Genomic DNA, 17838 nt, shown 5'->3' on the forward strand with positions numbered 1-17838 from the left:
CCCGACTACTCGGGGACAGCCTCGGCCACCCTCATCTAGCGGGTGCCTGCTCTGCTGGCAATGTTCTTGATTTTCTGATTTTTCGGGAATATAACATCAATGGCAGTCCCTTTTCCTGGCGAGCTTTTAACCTTAAAGGAGCCGCTGTGGTTATCCACGATCCATTTTGCTATCGATAATCCAAGGCCTGCTCCTGATTCTTCTGTCCGGGAAGTTTCGGCCTGGAAAAAACGATTGAAGATCTTAGGAATGTTTTCACTCGCGATCCCGATTCCATTATCCCTTACCGACAAAATGACGGATTGGGCATCCTTTCGGCATGAGAGGGTGATTTCCCCGTTCTGGCCCGTGAATTTCAAAGCATTGTCCACAAGGATGACAATCAGCTGATGAATTCTTTCTTTATCCCCAACGAAATACAGCGGCTCAATTTGGCCAAGCTTGATTACCTTCTCCTGGATGGCGGCAATATCGGCGTATTGTTCCTGAATTTCGCGGATCAGCACATCCAGCTGGAATTTTTCTTTCTCAACTACCACCTGGCCCGTGTCCGATCTAGCCAGGGTAAGCAGTGAAGCTACGAGTTTATTCAGCCTTCTTGCTTCTTTGGAAATGACAGATATGTCCACAGCCTTTTCCTCTATAGTGGCTTCCGGTGACCGGAAGAGCATTTCTGTCCGGGACTGGATGACTGCAAGCGGTGTACGCAGTTCATGTGACGCATCGGAGACAAATTGCTGCTGGTTTTCCCAAGATTTCTTGATGGGCACCAGCGCCCTTCCCGCCAGGAAGAAACCGGCTCCGACCGCAAACAGTATCCCTACTCCTCCGCCGGCGAATAAGATATAAAGCAGTCTGTTCAACACCCTCTTCTCGGCATCCACTTCCCGCACGAGCTGAAATTTATACGTTTCAGAAGCAATATCCACTTCTGTCGTAAGGCTCCGGAAGGAAAAGTCCCCGACTTTCATATCTTCTAATTTATCAATGCGCCGCGGATAGAATTTTTTCTGAGATTGAGTGAAAAATGGATTCCGTTCTGATAAATCTTCTACAAGCTTTTTATCAGGGTCCCATACGAGCACGTAAACGCCAGGCTCCCGCTTCAGGTCACTCAAAGTGAGCTCCGGATCATTCAGTTTATTAATGAGCGAACTTAAGGAAAGGTCCGCCCCTTTGAAAACCAGTGACTCCGTATAGAAGTAGATGCTCCTGCCCAGGAAAACCAATATGATGATAAAAACAATTGAATTTAATACAGTCAGGCGGAGCCTTGTCTTATGGAACATATATTACCCCTCTTGCTGTTTTAGCATATAACCAATTCCACGAACAGTCTGGATATCCTTATGAGAGCCAAATGGCTCCAGCTTCTTCCTTAAATGGTGGATGAAAACTTCCACTATGACGATGGTGGTATCTGAATCAAACCCCCATATTCTGTCAAATATCTGTTCGCGGGTGAGTATTTTCCCCTGATTCTGAATCAGATATTCCAGCAGCTCATACTGCTTGATCGTCAGTTTGATGGGCTGCCCTGCTGCAAGCACGTCATTTTCCTTGCCCTTCAATTCAAGCTCCCGGTACTTCAGTCCCTGATCAAGCCCCATTACGCCGCTCCGCCTGAGCAGGGCCCGGATTCTTGCCTTCAGCTCTGGTGACTGAAACGGCTTTACGAGATAGTCATCCCCTCCATAATCGAGGCCTTTGACCCGGTCCTCAAGTGAATCCTTTGCTGTGAGGAATAATACGGGCGAAGAGATTTTGTTTTCCCTCAATTTCTTGACGATATCAAATCCGTTTATCCCGGGAAGCATCACATCAAGAAGGATTACATCATAAATGCCCTGCTGGGCGTAAAAGAGTCCATCCTCTCCGTCACTTGCTGTGTCTACTTCAAATTCATCCGATAATATATCTTTAATAGATTCCAATAAGGAATGATTATCTTCCACGACTAGAATTTTCACTGTGCCATCCCTGCCTTTATTAGAAATCAGCTCTATTTAAACTTATTTTAGTAGAAAGCTCATTGACTTGTATATCAAAACCTGTTTATAGCACTTCTTGTCCATTATATATGGCCTGCCTTAATTTAACCTTAAAAAACAAACATAAGTTTTCTGCTCCTCCCATGCCCATATGCGGTGGAGGGGAGCAAGCAAGATAAATTATGCTGGCACCTTCTTTTTCTTAAGCGCCAGGCTGTCCGCCCCTGTGCCAAGAAAAAAATTCAAAGGGAAAACACATCCAAACCATAATTCCATACGTTTGCTTCAGTAGAAAATTGAGCTATCGGCTTACAACTAGTATGATCGAAGTATCACTTATACAAAAGGAGATTTTTATGTCCGGAGAAAAGGATATAACGTTGTATCAAAGGATACTGGGCCAGGATGCTGAAGCTCTTGAAATTCTTTATACACGTTATGAGAAGCTCATTTATTCGTTTGTGTACAAAATGACTCAGGATTCCGGTCTTTCCGAAGAGGTTATCCAGGAAGTCTTCCTTAAATTGTGGAGGGGCCACTCCCCGTACAACGAGGAACGCGGCAGGTTTTCATCATGGCTGCTTACGATGACACGAAACACTGCACTGGATATCTTACGAAAACGAAAAAAGGATCCTGTCTATGAATATAACGAAAATGACGTAAAAGAAGAATCAGGTAATGACGTCATGGAAATCGTAGAATTCAAAGAAAGAAGCCGGATCATCAAGCGTGCAGTCTCTCTGCTGAAGGATGACCAGCAAAAAATAATCGACCTGTTCTATTTCAAGGGTCTTACCCAAAATAAAATATCCCAGGTGACCGATCTGCCGCTTGGTACGGTGAAGGGAAGGATCAGATTGGCCTTAAAACACTTGAAGGACTATATGGACCAGGAAGGAGGAAAGTCAAATGTCTGATAAAAACTGCAGTAGATTTATTGATTATGTGAACGGGCATATGTCAGCCGCTGAAGCACGTGAATACGAACAACATGCAGCCCGATGCGAAGCTTGCCGGGAAGACCTCGAGCTGTGGAATTCTGTTTCCAGTGAGTTACCTTTCCTCTCCGAGCCCGTTTCTCCCCCTGAAGGAATGAAAGAACGGATACTGGGCAATGTGTTATCAAGCTCAAAAAATGGCCGGGAAATGACTGAAACAAAAACAGGTCCAGAACAGAAAGGGCCTAAAGAGTCTGTCAGACCAGTACCTGTCAAACATAGCCGGCGGAATCGCAGCTGGCTGGTGCCTGCAATGGCTGCCGCTCTATTCCTGTCCGCTGCAGGCAATGTCTATCTCCTTAACAGCAAGGAAGACAGCGGTAAACTTCAGCCTTCCGCTGCCATAGATACAACTGAAAGCTTCATTCCATTAAAGCCAGTCGAAAGCAGCGCTGTCGGAACAGCTTCCATCCTTAACCAAAACGGAGAATCGAGCATCGTGGTCCAAGCACAGAAACTCCAGCAGCCCAAGAAAAAAGAAGTATACCAGGTCTGGCTCATCAAAGACGATAAGCCTTACAGAGCTGGTACCTTCACCACATCAGGAGGCCAGGGAACCGTAGTATTCCACCTTTCCCCAGATATGAAGAAAGAGTGGGATACAATTGCCATAACCCTTGAGCCGAATGCCGAAAGCAAAACACCAAAAGGAAGCATGGTGCTTGCCTCGGAAATATAAAATAAATCCCGCCGGAATCTTATCCGGCGGGATTTTTATGCGTCCTGGCTGAATTTCTTCCTCAGCTTTCCTCATACAAAATGCATCCGCCTGTAGATGAATCCGTTCTTCTCTGCATTGTTCATCAACTTGTTTTTACCCTCCCATAGGCGGGTAATGAACCATACATAAAGGAGAGAAGGATATGAAGATGATTAAATGGTCCTATTCGAAAAGAAATCATATCAGGGCTTCTTTCGATCATTACCCCAATACCCTCTTTATTTTCAGGCGGATCAGAGGATATTATTTTGCCTATACCATGGATTGGTCGGGTGAAGATCCTCCTGTTTCGAAGGAAGATCTGGAGAAGATGGAACTGCTCCTGAACCGAGAGCTTGGATGCGAAGAACAGTATCTGGCCAGAGTGGTGTCCAGGGATATCGATAATGGACCAAGAATGTAATAAAATCTTTTCTAAAAGATCGCTGCCTGAGAAAAAGCTGTAATATATGCGCGTAAACAGTCAAAAAAAGCCTTATCCCGGAGGACAAGGCTTTGCAGGCTACATTTTCTTTTGCTCGTCGTTCTTTAAATCATCTATGGTTTCCCTTGAGGAACGCTTGAATTCCTTAAGGGACTGACCAATGGATCTGCCAATCTCAGGAAGCTTCTGCGGGCCGAAAACAATCAGTGCTATGATTAAGATGAGTATTAAACCGGGAAACCCAATATTTGAGAACATGAAGGCATCTCCTTTTTTATTTTAGTTTTTGATCATAATCCTTGATATCCATTATATCCAATAAGAAGATAAAGATTGGAATACCGATGATGAGTCCCCAGATGCCGAGGAAATGCTCTGAGAAAATCAGGACCAGGAATGTATAGAAAGCCGGCAGATTGGTTTTGGCAGACATGAATTTCGGATTCAGCACATAGGCCTCAAGCGCATGCAGAATAGTGATCATGGCCAGTACATATATGACCTTCATGCCGCCGCCTATGCTGTAAGCAATGGTTACGAGCGGTATCAGAGAAACAAATACACCGGCTACAGGAATCAGTCCAAGGAAGAAAATCATAATGGCCAGTCCAATCAGCTGCGGGAATCCTAAAATCCAGAGTGCCAGAGTGGATAGGACGGCGTTCACAAACGCGATGGTGAACTGAACCTCAATTACTTTTCCGAAAGTATTAATGAATTTTTTGCCAAAGTATTCAAGCTCCAGGAAGAACCAGCCAAATTTACCAAATTTAAAGTTTTGGGAAAATTTCATAATCCTCTTCTTTTCCAGAAGGAAGAACAAACTCAGGATGATGGCAAGGATAACCTGCATGCTCGCCTTCCCAAGCGTAGTCACATAGGTGTAAATGGTATTAAAATGCTTTTCAATGTCCTGTGGAGAAACAAACTTTTTGGCAAGGTCCAGGGCATAAACAACCGTTTGATTATCGGGCGGATGTTCATAAAAATAGATGATCTGCCTGACAAGCGTGGTTACCTGGGCAATGATAACAGGAATGTAACGGTAGATGACTATGATGACTGTCACTACCACAATAGTATAAAGAACGATAATCACCAGATTGGAATTGGCAGGCACGATCTTTTTCAAATGAAAAGTAATGAAGTTTTGCAGCCTTCCCATAAGGAAGGAAAAGATGAACGTAAACAATACTAAATTCAGCATGCTGTGGATACTAAAAAGAACGAGAATTAATATTGCCAGTGTTAAAAAACGGGTAAAGCCTTTACTGCGAAAAAAATCACTTGCCCAGCTCATAATCTACTCCCATCCGATACTAAAAAAGCTCATTAACTTCTTTAAGTATATCAAAAAAATCGACAATTTTCGTGAAAACTTACAAAAAATATTAAGTTTTCTGGGTATTTATGTACAAAAAAGGAACAGCTGATATAGGCCATTCCTTATTAACATATGTTATAGTTTTTACTAATTTTTAGAATCTAAAAACTCCTGCAAAGCCTGTTTATTTTTTTCCAGGTCGATTTCCAGGACCGCCGCTCCATTATGCCTGGCATCCCAGAAGGAGCCTTCCACCGGTATGCGGAGATTCTGAGTATCGGCTGCATTCCCAAACAGAACGTCCTTGCTAAGTGAAAAGATGGTCCCAGAGTCAATATTGGTATCCACGTAAGGATTGATGACACCGATCAATTTAGGGAGCTTCATAATGCTCGTGACACTCATCGCCTCATTCTTCAGCTTGCCTATAACTTCCTGCTGCCTTTCCACCCTTCCAAAATCCCCTTGCGAATCCTTCCGATATCGTACATAGCCGAGGAGCTTGTCACCATGCAGCACCTGGCGCCCAGGTTCGAGTGTCATGTCAATTCCTTCAGACATCCGATGCGGCACGTCGACCTCAATACCATCCGGTGCAATGATATCGACTACCTTGGAGAATCCGGCAAAATCTACAATGGCGTAATAATTAATCGTTATATCAAAATTCTCTTTGATCGTCTGCCGCAGCAGTTCCGCCCCTCCGCTTGAATAGGCGGCATTGATCCTGCTCATCCCTCTTCCGGGTATATTTATATATGTATCCCTCATAATGGAAACCAATTTGGGAATATGCGAATTTTGGTCATAATGGGCAATCATGATGGAATCTGACAGACCGGTTTCTTTGCCGCGGGTATCACTTCCTATGAACAAAACATTAATTTTGCCATAGTTTACTTCCTCACCCTTGAACGAATCTTCATTTTCGCTCTTGTCTTTCGGCGCTTTCACATCGGCCATATTGATACCCTGCTTAAATTGGTAATAAGCATAACCAGCCCCGGCCAGGATCAATATCACTAATGTCCATAATATGAACTTGGTTTTTCTGTGCTGTTTTTTCGTCTTTTTCCTTCCCCGTTCTTCGACCCGTCCCATACCAAGCACCATCCAGTCCAATCTTATTATGTCATACAGTTAGTTTGTTTTTTTATTCACTTTACATACATGAAATTAGAGAATTCAGCCATCCCAGGCAGCCTTACTTTTAATTATACATTTTTCTGAAAAAATAGTTTATTATTTTTTTTACGCAGCAAAAAAGAGCTTCCATAAGCTCTTTTTTGCCCACTGCTCTTAAAATACGAACGGTATGAACGCTAGCGCAGCAATGGCTCCTAATGCTACTCCCCAGCCTAAGCCGTAGTCGAAACCATAGCCGCCTCCATAATAGCCGTATCCAAAGCCGCCATAATTCCCTCTTCCGCCAAGCGGACGGAGAAATACCCTGCTCCGGTTCACCCTATGGATGATTCCGCGGTGAACTTCCCCGCTATGGGTACGGATCACCACAGCACGGCCTATTCCTCCGCGGCACTGATTATAATACGCCGACATATCTTGACCTCCCTCTTACACTTATCCGGCAAATAACCGGTTCTTAATCAGAGTATGTATGCGGATGGATATCGGACTAGTTGTATAACACAACAGCAGGATAAAACTTGACCCATTTTTAATCAAGACCCAGCCATCCAGGTTTACACAGCATAAAATATCGTACCTAATCCTGGAAATTAAGGAGAGACCGCCTGTGAACTATTCATATCAAGATGCATTAGCTTATTTTGGAATTGAAGGCGCCCACCCAGGAAGCCTTGGTTTAACGAAAGTCCTGCTTGAAAACGAGACAATCACCTCTGCATCCAGAATCCTCGATGCAGGGTGCGGCACCGGACAGACATCCTCATACCTCTCAAGCCGCTATCCATGCAAAATATATGCCGTGGACAGCCATCCTGGGATGATAGAAAAAGCCAGGATAAGATTTGCAAATGAAAATTCCCGGGTGAAAATTTATAAGGCAGAGATGGAACGTTTACCCTTCAAGCCGGAAAGTTTTGACCTGATCCTCGCCGAATCCTCGACTGCCTTCTCGCAGATTGACCGCACCCTGCCAGAGTTTTATCGGGTAATGAAGAAGGATGGAGTGCTCATTACGATTGACATGTCTGCAGAGCCATCCCTTAGCGAGCAGGCTAAAAGTGAGATTCAGAAGTTTTATGGAGTGCATGCAGTCTTAACAGAAAGCGAATGGATGCAGGCCTTCAGACAGGCCGGCTTCACACATATAGAAGTACTGAAAGCAGCGACTATCATGGATGAATTCGAAAATTATACTCCTCCGCAGGAACCCTCTGTTCCTGCTTTCTCTCCCCCTCCTTATAATTCAGAGGCAAGCGGGGTTATGCAGCTGCACTACCAGCTTTCAGCCGAATATGGAAACAGCCTCGGATATAGAGTGTTTCGTGTATCAGGAAAATGAAACAATAATAAGGCCCGCCTGCAAGGACTGCAGCCGGGCTGTGTTTAATAACTATTTAAGGGTGTTCCATTAATATCGAATTCTGGCCGAATCGTTTTAATATCCGCATTTAACAGGGAGGTTTCTTCGATTAAATACTGAGAAATGTGAAAGACATTCTTATCTCCTGGACTTTTTACAGCCTCATCATTTTCCTTATTCCAATAATTTGGCACAGTATTCATAAGAAAATCAACTCCTCGGTACTGGGATACCTCAGCCTGATCGACACATCCCAATAGTAGATCTCCTAAAACTGATCACCTGGACTGTTGACCGCTTCGTCATTTTCCTTGTTCCATAGATTTCTGGACGTATTCATTAGAAATCAACTCCTCTTGTTATGATCACTTGCGTGTCTAACTCGATATGTTTTCTTCTTTTGAATACCAATCAGGAATTCTGATCACCTGGACTGTTGACCGCTTCATCATTTTCCTTGTTCCATAGATTTCTGGATGTATTCATTAGAAACCAACTCCTCTTGTTATGATCACTTGCGTGTCTAACTCGATATGTTTTCTTCTTTTGAATACCAATCAGGAATTCTGATCACCTGGACTGTTGACCGCTTCATCATTTTCCTTGTTCCATAGATTTCTGGATGTATTCATTAGAAATCAACTCCTCTTGTTATGATCACTTGCGTGTCTAACTCGATATGTTTTCTTCTTTTGAATACCGATCAGGAATTCTGATCACCTGGACTGTTGACCGCTTCATCATTTTCCTTGTTCCATAGATTTCTGGACGTATTCATTAGAAATCAGCTCCTTCTTGTTATGATCACTTACGTGTCTAACACAGAATGCTTTTCCTTCTGTTGAATACCTATCAGCAGCGCTGATCACCCGGACTGTTAATTGCTTCATCATTTTCTTTGTTCCAGTGATTGATAAATAGACTCATTCGAACCAGCTCCTTAAAAAGCTTTCGCATAGCTTCCTGCAACCTGTTTCGATGTTCTTCACTATTGGCTAATCGCCTGGACTTGTAATCACTTCATCATTCTCTTGGTTCCATGAGTTTCGGTCTGTATCCACTCGCCTCAGCTCCTTTATAGAGAATGTTTTGTGTTACAGTACTATATATACCCGAGCGGTTTTAGCCAAAACATCTTTCCGGGAATTTTTAGATTTTTTTAAAAATATATTTACTCGTAGGCATCCTTGAAATAAAAGGGCTCGGTTCGTTTACAAAAAAAACATAAAGCTTGTGCATGGCGCGTGTGCATGCAGTATAAAAAAGGTTTCTCTCGCTGGCCTTATGGAATGCAGAGCTCGAGGCATCATGGATAAATACGGAATCAAATTCAATTCCTTTAGCGAGATAGACAGGCAGGATAACGGCACCCTTCAGATAGGAAGACGCATGACGGTCCATCAGCTGGATGTCCATTCTGTCTTTCAGCATGGCATAGGCGTCCCGGGCGTCCTTTTCAGTCTTGCAGATCAATGCCGCCGTTTCTGATCCTTGTTCAAGCTCCTTCTCAATCATGCCTGCTATGAACTCATACATATCCACCCCTGAAGACAGTCCGAATACTTCAGGCAGTCCGCCTTCCCGGGTGAAGGGAATGATTCTGTCCCCATTCTCCACAAGTTCCCTCGTAAATTCAACGATCTCCCTGGTGGACCTGTAGCTTCGCAGAAGTTCAATCCTCTCCGTTTCCTCTGCAGCGTTTTCCTCCAAGAGGGAACGGGATCTTGATCCTGGAAAAATGCTCTGGTTTAAATCACCGAGCAGTGTCATCCCCGAAGATCTGAAGAGTCCTTTCAAATAATCTGACTGGAAAGGTGAATAATCCTGATATTCATCTATAAATACATGCCGGATTTGGCTGAAGGATCTTCGTCCAATAATATGGTCCCTAAAATGCAGGTATGGCGCAGCATCCTCCCATAGCAGCTTCCTTTTCTTTATGGCAGATAGAGTGAGTGAACAAATTCCCTCCCATTCTCCAGACCTGCCTTTTAGAACTTCGGGGGCATCGCCTTCAAACATGCCAAGGAAAGTTTCCGGTACATTTGCAAAGCCCAGCCTTTTCACCCTTTTTATGATGGGCAGGAAATAGCCCCGGATCACTTTCCGGCGAAGCAGTTCTTCCTCGCGCGCGCTCTCATCAAAATGGTCGCCAAAACTTCTTTTTTCTTTTTGTATCCTTCGGTGTGCTTCCAGGAAGTCCTCTTTATCAAGGAGCTGAACCTCTTCGAGCACCCAGTCTTTCTCCTGCTCTGCCCTCTCACTTTCCATTACCTGCCCGAGAAGCCACTCGGCTGTCTGGCGCATCCTGTTAGGCATCGGGATATGCTGGTCCAGGCTGTAAAAATAATCCGAAATCTTTTCTGAAGGAATTAGTATTTCATTCTTGAGGAGTATATCCCTGAACACCACTCCCCCTTTTCCAAGCGAACCTAAGTAATCGTTGATCAAATCCTTGAAATCCAGGGATGACTTATAGGAAATGGCCGCAAGCCGCCACCGGTTCTCTCCGTTCATGGAAGCTTCCATCTGATCAAAAGGATCCTCCAGTTCAAATGCAGAGCCAAGCAGAGTTTCCGCAAACTGCTTAAACGTCGTCTGACGCATATTTTCCTCCCCAAGCTCCGGCAGGACTGTAGATATATAGCTGTTAAATAGCGGATTGGGAGAAAAGAGAACCATATTCTGTGAATGGAGTGTTTCTCTATGTGTATATAGTAGGTATGCGACCCTCTGGAGGGCAGCCGAGGTCTTCCCGCTCCCTGCCACTCCCTGCACAACCAGGACTTTGTTCTTTTCATTCCGTATAATCTGATTTTGTTCCTTTTGTATGGTGGCGACAATGCTCTTCATATTTGTATCCGAACGGCTGCCTAACAATTCCTGAAGCAGCCGGTCACCAATGGTTATCCCGGTATCAAATAAGCCTTTGATCTTTCCATTCTTGATAACATACTGCCTCTTGAGCTCAATCCGGCCGGTAATGGCCCCGTCCATTGTCTGATATTGTGCCGGTCCGGGAGGAAAATCATAATAAAGACTTGAAACCGGAGCACGCCAATCATAGATAAGGAAATTTTCTTCACTTTCATCAAGAAGGGAGGCAATCCCAATGTATAGTGACTCCCCGTCTGCTTCCCCATCTTCATGAAAGTCGATACGCCCAAAGTATGGGGATTTCTTCAAGGCTTCCAGTTTCTTCATTCCTTCATGAAGAAGCCCATGGCTTCTTTCCCGCTCTGAAAGCAGCTCAGCCTGCTGTTTGATGCTCGCCTGAGTTTCAATGACATCATCAGGCTCATCCAGATTGACAGTCACATCCTCCCAAAAATTTTCTCTAAGCGCCCGGATGCCCTGCTTTATTGTCCCGGAGTGCTGCCTTAAATTCTCCTCCTTTACCTCAATCTGTTTCCGTACATAATCAACCCGGTCCTGCTCCTGCTTCCACTGTGAATGGGTGTTATTCATATAAATTTCCTCCCGCCTGCTTTTTTCTCAAATACGAATTGACAAGGCACTCGTTTGGATGTATAATTATAATTAGGTTAATATTAACTTTTTTATTTTATAGTTACCACTGTTTATAATATCATAAAATCACGGGATTTACTATCCGGGTTTTTATCTTTTACCATAATTATAAATATAACCCCTTGGCCTATTTGGCCAAGGGGTTTTTTGTATCTCCTGCTCCACTCATGCTGTGCTATTCTGTATATGACGAAGAATCTCATAAGCTCTGTTCCCGGCAGCCTTGGCCAGCTCTTCCCACATCTTATCACGCTGTATATCCAGCGCTGCAATCTTTCTCGCAAGTTCAACCGCCTTCTTATCGTCCATCAGCCAGCTCACCTTTTACCTTTAAGATTCTTTTTAATTCCACTATCACGGAGGACAAAATATTCGTAATCCCGCTCCAGCTGAGTGAGTGTAAAGGAAGCCATTTCTTCAGCCTCCTTATAAACCTCCGCCTGGATAAGCCTGCTTATAATAAAATTTTTCCTCTTTTCCACTGCGGCCCTTAAAATCGGCATAAACTCACTCCCCTAATTTTTGATTTTCGTATTGTACACATATTATATGCAGGGCAATTCCCGCATTCACCAAGTTTGTCAGCAATCCTTCCTATATTTCTTAAGTAATGTCAGGTTTTCTTACAAAACCCTGTTCCACAGTACCTCTTACACGTATAATCTTCCTAAAAGCCGAGAAAGGAGTAAGCCTGTGGCCGAAGATGCGTCATACAAAACAAAAAAAGTGATCACTATCGGGATTGTAAGTGAACTGACCGGCTTAACCGTCAGGCAGATAAGATACTACGAGGAAAGAAAGCTGATATACCCGGAAAGAACAGCAAGGGGCAGCAGGAAATTCTCCTTTGAGGATGTCGAACGGCTGATGGATATTGCAGCCAAGCGGGAAGAGGGAGTGCAGACTCACGAAATCCGCCAGGACTATCTAAGGGAAATGAAGAAAGAGGAATATAAGAAAATCCGCCAAAACATGCTGAGGGGGCAGATCAACGCACAGTTTGGCATCAACCGCCCCAAATAAGACAGAAGCCCATGCATCGGCATGGGCTTCTGTGTAATCAGCTTTTATTGGATTAAATGCTTTTTCTTAGTAGAAGCCACCACAGAAACTTGCACCTATGATGATCAACAAGATGAACAACACAATCAGCAATGCAAAACCTGAACCAAAACCGTAACCTCCAGCAACTGCTCCAGACATATAGAATGCCTCCTTTTAATTTTTCTTTTTTCAACAACCCGTGGGTTATTGTTAATTCCATACATACTATGTAGACGCACAGTAAATGGTTTCTTCGTCTACTAAAAAGGGGCTTGGTTTAGTTCGAAGGGATTTTTGAGTCAATGTCCTGTCTGATGATTATGTGTAAGATGGCAATTGTCCGCGGCTGACCCCAGTCTGATTTAACCGAAAGTTCCTCCAGGCACAGAAATAAACCGGCTCATTTAAGGCCGGCTTTCAAAACTTATTCTTTATTTTTTATAAATTTAACACACACAGGAAACGGAACCTCGACTCCTGACTGAAGGAGGGTCAGCTTGCCTGTTGCTTCGTCTCTTTCATATAGGGTGAGGCTGCTCGACTCCTGATTGGAGGCGACGAGGAACTTTTCAGTCGGATCCAGTTCGAAATCCCTCGGCCAGGACCCTTCTGTTGAAATGTATTCAACAAGTGAGAGGCCGCCATTTTCCTCATTTACCTGGAAGACAGCAATACTGTCATGACCCCTGTTGCCCGCATACACAAATTTCCCGTCCCTTGTGACATGGATGGCACTTCCCTGGCTGTTTTCGGTAAAGCTGGACGGAATCGCAGGGACATATTGAAGCTCTTGGAAACTGCCGCTTTCGCTGTTATATGAAAGAGCAATCACTTCATTGCTCAATTCAGTCATGAGGTAGGCCCATTTCCCATTTGGATGAAACTCAAGGTGCCTTGGTCCGCTGCCAGACTTGAGTGTCAGACTGCTCACCTCTTCCAGCTTTCCGCCCTCACCGATTTTGTATGTTACCAGCTTGTCAATGCCAAGGTCGATGACTGCGACGAATTTTTCGTCAGGCGTATATCCCGAGTAATGAGCATGCGGTCCCTCCTGCCGATCCTTATTCGGACCAGATCCCTCGTGCTGCACTACTGAAGAAGCAGGCCCGATGCTGCCATCCTCCTGGACCGGGAATGATCTCAATGTTCCATCATGATAGTAGGCTGCCACAACTGTTGAAAGTCTGGAATCAACAGCCACATGGCAAGGCGAACCGCCATCTGAAATCTGCTGATTAAGCAGCTTCAATGTTCCGCTTTCATCTACAGAATAGGCAGCGACACCGCCTTTATCTGCATCTTTAGCCACTGCATATAAAAATTTATTATCTCTGCTCAAATTAACATATGTAGGACTGCCAAGCTCTGCTGCAAGGGTGACCCTTCCGATTTTCTTTGCATCCGTATCCAGTGTGAAGGAATAGATGCCTTTGCTGTCTCCTTTAGTGTAAGTCCCGATATAACCAAGAAATTGAGTCATTTTTTAACGGCTCCATTCTTTAATAGATTTTAGATAATTATATCACTAAATGTATGGGGATAAACAAATGGAGCCTCCATAGAGAGAGGCTAACATCTGTTCATACAGCCCTGGACAGTATGATGAACCGGCTCTGCTTCACTTCCAAATATCCATTTTCCTGAATTTCTTGATGCACCCGGTACAGCTCTTCCCTATGCTTGCCGGGATGAAATCCCGGCACCTGCCAGGGAACAGCGTTCAAATAATAAATCAAAGCTCCTATATCATAAAACCGCTGTACAGGGGCATCTTCTGCCTTACGTATTATGTGGAACCCATTCTTCATAAGTTCGTCTGAGGCAGACTCTAAATTCCAGTCAGCAAATTCGTCATTTACAGGAACACCCAACGCTCTGTTAATATCAGCTGAATGAACCGCCAATCTGCTGGGTAATAAAATATCCTCCATCCTTCAATACCCGCCTCACTTCAAGAGGAGAATAGGATTCGTGCTTATTGATCACCAAATCAAAAAACCGGTCACGGAATGGAAGTACTTCATTCTCATCCACGGCTTCCACGATGACCCCAAGAGGCTCGAGCCTTTCCTTCGCAACCTGGACATTCGGCGCAAACCCCTCTGTCGCATAAATTGATTTTGGAAAAGGCCTGAGATTTGACAGCAGTTCTCCCCCGCCTGTACCCATATCAAGCATTGTATCAGCCCCCCTGATATAGGGAATTACCATGCTGCCGTACGACCAGGCCGCCGCTCCAGTCTGCAGACGCCCTGTTTCAGTTACATAAGAAAAATCCCAGCCGCTAAAATTACGTCTTGCATCATTCAAAAAGATTTCAAATTGATCAACCATCATTGGTTTTAAGCCTCCAATGTGTTTTTTAGGTGATTTCCACTAAAAAACAGGAGGATCCCTAATGCGTTTTTAGTGTTCTTTTCCCATCGGCAAGACACCTCGCTTTTAAAACTCTTTTTGCGGAAAAGAGGCGGAGCTGCATGAATCAAAGGCTCCCTGCAGCCGGGTGTGAACGTCATTTATCCGGCCGGCATTCCTGCCTGTGCCTTGCTCCGCTCCACCGCCTTATTATGTTTGTTTCTGCCCTTGTCCAGCTTCCTTTCCATGAATGGGCTGCGAGTAAAAAACATCTTTTTATGCAGCAAAAGGGAGGCAGAAGCCCCCCTTAAATTAAATGCTGATATCTCTGCGCTGGAAGAAAAAGAATGTCAATGTCATAAAGACCAGATAATATACAGCCAGTATAAGAAGGGATATCGGCAGCGTAATATCACCGAGTATCTTGTCCTGCAAGGCGTAGACCGTTAAGTCAAGATGAGGGAAGATCAGGAATTTTGCCCACTCATACTTGTCAGCAAGCACTACGATCAAGCCGCCAAGGGAAGATGATACGAACAATACAAATATCCCGATTCCGACGGCAAGAGCCTGGCTTTTGAAAAGAGTGGAAAGCATGAACGCGATTGCTGTAATTATTAATAAGCTAGGGATGTAATACAGGATCTTCAAGAAGAACTGAGGCCCCACCAGGGTTTCCTTCACACCGCCGTCAAAGCCCGCTTCAAAGAATTTGGTTGAGAAATCCCCGTTTCCAAAGAGGGCCGTTCCCGTCAAATAGCCTGCTCCAATTAATACGGCGATCAAGATGGCAGCATAGATGAGGAGGGAAATATATTTAGATAATAATATAGCCCATCTCTGGTGCGGCCTTATCAGAAGCTGTTTAATCGTGCCATCGGCAAATTCAGATGAAACACTGGCACTGCAGACTATGACAGCCAGCAGCGTGACCAGTGACGTAAATCCATAAACAACCGAATTCATAAAGTGCCAGTTGGTCACTTCATTTGGATTTACATCAGCATCGATATAAGATTGATTCTGCTTAATCTGTGCTGCGGTGAATTCGGTTTCCTGTCCTTTTTGCTTGCTCAAATCCTTCTCCAGGGCTGCAGTTTCTGCCTGAAGCTGCTGTTTCCAGTCTGCATTTGGCTCTGGGGTGATTTTGTCGTAAATAACCCCGCCCGCAATCACACCGGCTATAATTAAAATAATATAAATCCAGCTGGACTTTTTCTGGAACATTTTCATAAGTTCATTGCGTATTAAAGATATCACTGCCTATGCCTCCCTATTTTCTTTATTGGTGATTTCGAGGAAGCGGTCTTCCAGCGTCGCTGCGATCCTTCTTGTACCGAATACATCAATGTCTTCATTTATCAGGATCTTATTGATTTGGCTGATCGTTGCTTTATCGCTGAAAACAGAGAATTCCTTGTCTGAGAGCACTTTGTATTCAAGCTTCAGGTGCTGCGTGAGAGCAGCGACAGCCTTCTCGGTATCACTTACCTCAAATACAACCTCTGCCTGGTCCTGTTCAGTAAGTGATTCATCCATCGTGGCAATATGTATGAGTTTTCCCTTTTCTATGATGGCAAACCGGTCGCACATCAGCTGCATTTCAGAAAGCAGATGTGATGAAACAAGTACAGAAATGCCTTCCTTTGCAAGCGTGTGGAGATAATCCCTGAACTCCCTGATTCCCTGGGGGTCCAATCCATTTGTAGGTTCATCCAGGATGAGGAGTGATGGTTTGTGAAGCAGCGCCTGTGCCACCCCAAGCCTCTGGCGCATACCCAGGGAGTATGTTTTCACCTTCTGGTTGATGGCATCTTCCAATTTGACCAGGCGGGTCACTTCTTTGATCCGTTCTTCTGAAATTTCCTTGATGGCCATATTCGCATAATGCTTCAGGTTTTTATATCCGCTCATATATTTATAAAACTCCGGGTTCTCAACAATCGCCCCGATCTCACTCATAGTTTCCCTGAACTGACCGTCAAGATTATTTCCATTCACGATTACAGTACCCGATGAACGCTTAATGAGACTGACAATCATCCGGATGATGGTGGTCTTTCCTGCCCCATTCGGCCCAAGGAGACCAAAAATTTCCCCTTTTTGAACTTCAAAACTAACGTCATCCACTATTCTTTTTTTGCCAATGACCTTAGTTAACGATCGCACTTCAAGTGCGTTTGCAGCCATATGTTTCCCTTCTTTCTATTGTAATGTTTCTATGTATGCACAGCAGCTGTCCCTCCCAAGTATATACGGAGGCAGGGTTAAAAAGTTACATATCCCCTAAAAATTTTTGTTAAATTTTTCCGATTGATATTCCTAAGCCGGCTGAATGTTACCTAAGATTTGGATTTCAAAAGGTCTCCATCAGGGCTGTGAAGGACTTTTCAGCTCTGATCTGGATTCAAAAAGGTCTCCATCAGGGCTATGAAGGACTTTTCAGCTCCAGTTTGAACTCAAAAAGGCCTTCATCAGGCACATGAAGATCTTTTCAACACTTATTTGATTGCAAAAAGCCCTCATCATGGGCATGAAGGCTTTTACAGCTCTGACTCGGTGGAAAATGTCCTTCATCAGGATTTCGCTCTACCCGTTCCGTTTGAGCTGAAGATTATATTTATAGATCTCCTCAGCCGAGGACAGCTTATACCCCAGGCTGGGATTGAAATCAAGGGTAAGCTGGTCATGGAGAAGTTTTTGGCTTTCTTTTGAAATGAGGAACGGAATGTCGTGTACCATAAATAGATCGTCCTGCCCGGACTTCTGGTCAATCCTCAGGTGATGTTCGGCGTAGATGGAACAGCTCCCTACATAGATAGCTTCAATCCTGACTCCTTCATTTTCCTGGTACTCGTATTTTTTCAACTCTTTGATAGCAGCTGGGTTAATGGTAAGGTTCATACAATCATCTCCTTAAATGCTATTAATTATAAGC

General features: G+C 44.2%; 20 protein-coding genes and 1 pseudogene. 5 read left to right on the plus strand and 16 right to left on the minus strand.

Annotated features, from left to right (window positions below):
• Positions 1 to 35: 35 nt before the first annotated feature.
• Together V1501_RS17935 and V1501_RS17940 are read right to left on the minus strand one after the other, a co-directional pair.
• On the minus strand, positions 36 to 1289 hold the full coding sequence (locus V1501_RS17935; RefSeq protein ID WP_409290240.1) for a sensor histidine kinase: 1254 nt from the start codon (positions 1287 to 1289) through the stop codon (positions 36 to 38).
• A gap of 3 nt (positions 1290 to 1292) precedes the next feature.
• Positions 1293 to 1970: a response regulator transcription factor gene (locus V1501_RS17940; protein ID WP_409290241.1), complete on the minus strand. Its 678-nt coding sequence runs from the start codon at positions 1968 to 1970 to the stop codon at positions 1293 to 1295.
• Positions 1971 to 2347: 377 nt separating this feature from the next.
• Between V1501_RS17940 and V1501_RS17945 the strand changes: the two genes are divergently transcribed.
• The 3 genes from V1501_RS17945 to V1501_RS17955 all read left to right on the plus strand — a co-directional run bounded on the left by V1501_RS17945 (position 2348) and on the right by V1501_RS17955 (position 4116).
• Entirely contained in the window at positions 2348 to 2911 is a 564-nt protein-coding gene (locus V1501_RS17945) for an RNA polymerase sigma factor (RefSeq protein ID WP_409290242.1), read from the plus strand.
• Positions 2904 to 3671 carry an anti-sigma factor domain-containing protein gene (locus V1501_RS17950; RefSeq protein WP_409290243.1) on the plus strand — a complete coding sequence of 256 codons (768 nt, stop codon included), beginning with the start codon at positions 2904 to 2906 and terminating at the stop codon, positions 3669 to 3671. The genes V1501_RS17945 and V1501_RS17950 overlap by 8 nt, the downstream gene beginning before the upstream one ends.
• Positions 3672 to 3855: 184 nt before the next feature.
• Complete coding sequence (locus tag V1501_RS17955) at positions 3856 to 4116, plus strand: hypothetical protein (RefSeq protein ID WP_409290244.1); 261 nt, start codon at positions 3856 to 3858, stop codon at positions 4114 to 4116.
• Between the two features lie 99 nt (positions 4117 to 4215).
• Here the strand turns inward: V1501_RS17955 and tatA are convergent, their stop codons facing one another.
• From tatA to V1501_RS17975, 4 genes are all read right to left on the minus strand, one after another.
• Positions 4216 to 4395, minus strand: coding sequence for a twin-arginine translocase TatA/TatE family subunit (tatA, locus tag V1501_RS17960; protein ID WP_409290245.1), 180 nt, complete (start codon positions 4393 to 4395; stop codon positions 4216 to 4218).
• Between the two features lie 16 nt (positions 4396 to 4411).
• Positions 4412 to 5437 (minus strand): AI-2E family transporter, encoded by a 1026-nt coding sequence (locus V1501_RS17965; protein WP_409290246.1) that lies wholly within the window; start codon positions 5435 to 5437, stop codon positions 4412 to 4414.
• A gap of 171 nt (positions 5438 to 5608) precedes the next feature.
• Entirely contained in the window at positions 5609 to 6562 is a 954-nt protein-coding gene (locus tag V1501_RS17970; RefSeq protein WP_409290247.1) for an LCP family protein, read from the minus strand.
• Positions 6563 to 6760: 198 nt separating this feature from the next.
• Positions 6761 to 7021: a hypothetical protein gene (locus tag V1501_RS17975; protein ID WP_409290248.1), complete on the minus strand. Its 261-nt coding sequence runs from the start codon at positions 7019 to 7021 to the stop codon at positions 6761 to 6763.
• 196 nt (positions 7022 to 7217) lie between these two features.
• Here V1501_RS17975 and V1501_RS17980 point away from each other — a divergent pair, with 196 nt between their 5' ends.
• Positions 7218 to 7949, plus strand: a complete 732-nt coding sequence (locus tag V1501_RS17980) for a class I SAM-dependent methyltransferase (RefSeq protein ID WP_409290249.1) — start codon at positions 7218 to 7220, stop codon at positions 7947 to 7949.
• A 44-nt stretch (positions 7950 to 7993) separates the two neighbouring features.
• Here the strand turns inward: V1501_RS17980 and V1501_RS17985 are convergent, their stop codons facing one another.
• From V1501_RS17985 to V1501_RS18000, 4 genes are all read right to left on the minus strand, one after another.
• Positions 7994 to 8173 (minus strand): hypothetical protein, encoded by a 180-nt coding sequence (locus tag V1501_RS17985; RefSeq protein WP_409290250.1) that lies wholly within the window; start codon positions 8171 to 8173, stop codon positions 7994 to 7996.
• A 946-nt stretch (positions 8174 to 9119) separates the two neighbouring features.
• Positions 9120 to 11438 (minus strand): RNA polymerase recycling motor HelD, encoded by a 2319-nt coding sequence (gene helD, locus V1501_RS17990; protein WP_409290251.1) that lies wholly within the window; start codon positions 11436 to 11438, stop codon positions 9120 to 9122.
• 228 nt (positions 11439 to 11666) lie between these two features.
• Positions 11667 to 11810, minus strand: coding sequence for a hypothetical protein (locus tag V1501_RS17995; protein WP_409290252.1), 144 nt, complete (start codon positions 11808 to 11810; stop codon positions 11667 to 11669).
• An 8-nt stretch (positions 11811 to 11818) separates the two neighbouring features.
• On the minus strand, positions 11819 to 12004 hold the full coding sequence (locus V1501_RS18000; protein ID WP_409290253.1) for a Fur-regulated basic protein FbpA: 186 nt from the start codon (positions 12002 to 12004) through the stop codon (positions 11819 to 11821).
• Positions 12005 to 12194: 190 nt separating this feature from the next.
• On the opposite strand from V1501_RS18000, the gene V1501_RS18005 reads away from it, so the two are divergent.
• Positions 12195 to 12524, plus strand: coding sequence for a MerR family transcriptional regulator (locus V1501_RS18005; protein ID WP_409290254.1), 330 nt, complete (start codon positions 12195 to 12197; stop codon positions 12522 to 12524).
• 66 nt (positions 12525 to 12590) lie between these two features.
• On the opposite strand, the gene V1501_RS18010 is transcribed toward V1501_RS18005, so the two are convergent.
• From V1501_RS18010 to V1501_RS18035, 6 genes and pseudogenes are all read right to left on the minus strand, one after another.
• Positions 12591 to 12704, minus strand: coding sequence for a YjcZ family sporulation protein (locus V1501_RS18010; protein ID WP_409290255.1), 114 nt, complete (start codon positions 12702 to 12704; stop codon positions 12591 to 12593).
• Between the two features lie 265 nt (positions 12705 to 12969).
• The gene (locus tag V1501_RS18015) at positions 12970 to 14025 is read right to left on the minus strand and encodes a lactonase family protein (RefSeq protein WP_409290256.1); all 1056 of its coding nucleotides are present in this window, start codon (positions 14023 to 14025) and stop codon (positions 12970 to 12972) included.
• A gap of 100 nt (positions 14026 to 14125) precedes the next feature.
• Positions 14126 to 14882: pseudogene (locus tag V1501_RS18020) on the minus strand (class I SAM-dependent methyltransferase).
• Positions 14883 to 15212: 330 nt separating this feature from the next.
• Positions 15213 to 16160 (minus strand): ABC transporter permease, encoded by a 948-nt coding sequence (locus V1501_RS18025; protein ID WP_409290257.1) that lies wholly within the window; start codon positions 16158 to 16160, stop codon positions 15213 to 15215.
• Between the two features lie 3 nt (positions 16161 to 16163).
• Complete coding sequence (locus tag V1501_RS18030) at positions 16164 to 17090, minus strand: ABC transporter ATP-binding protein (RefSeq protein ID WP_409290258.1); 927 nt, start codon at positions 17088 to 17090, stop codon at positions 16164 to 16166.
• Positions 17091 to 17489: 399 nt separating this feature from the next.
• Complete coding sequence (locus tag V1501_RS18035; protein ID WP_409290259.1) at positions 17490 to 17804, minus strand: iron-sulfur cluster biosynthesis family protein; 315 nt, start codon at positions 17802 to 17804, stop codon at positions 17490 to 17492.
• Positions 17805 to 17838 lie beyond the last annotated feature (34 nt).

Origin of the sequence: Paraperibacillus esterisolvens (assembly GCF_046237625.1) — a bacterium.
GTDB classification, from domain to species: domain Bacteria; phylum Bacillota; class Bacilli; order Bacillales; family DSM-1321; genus Paraperibacillus; species Paraperibacillus esterisolvens.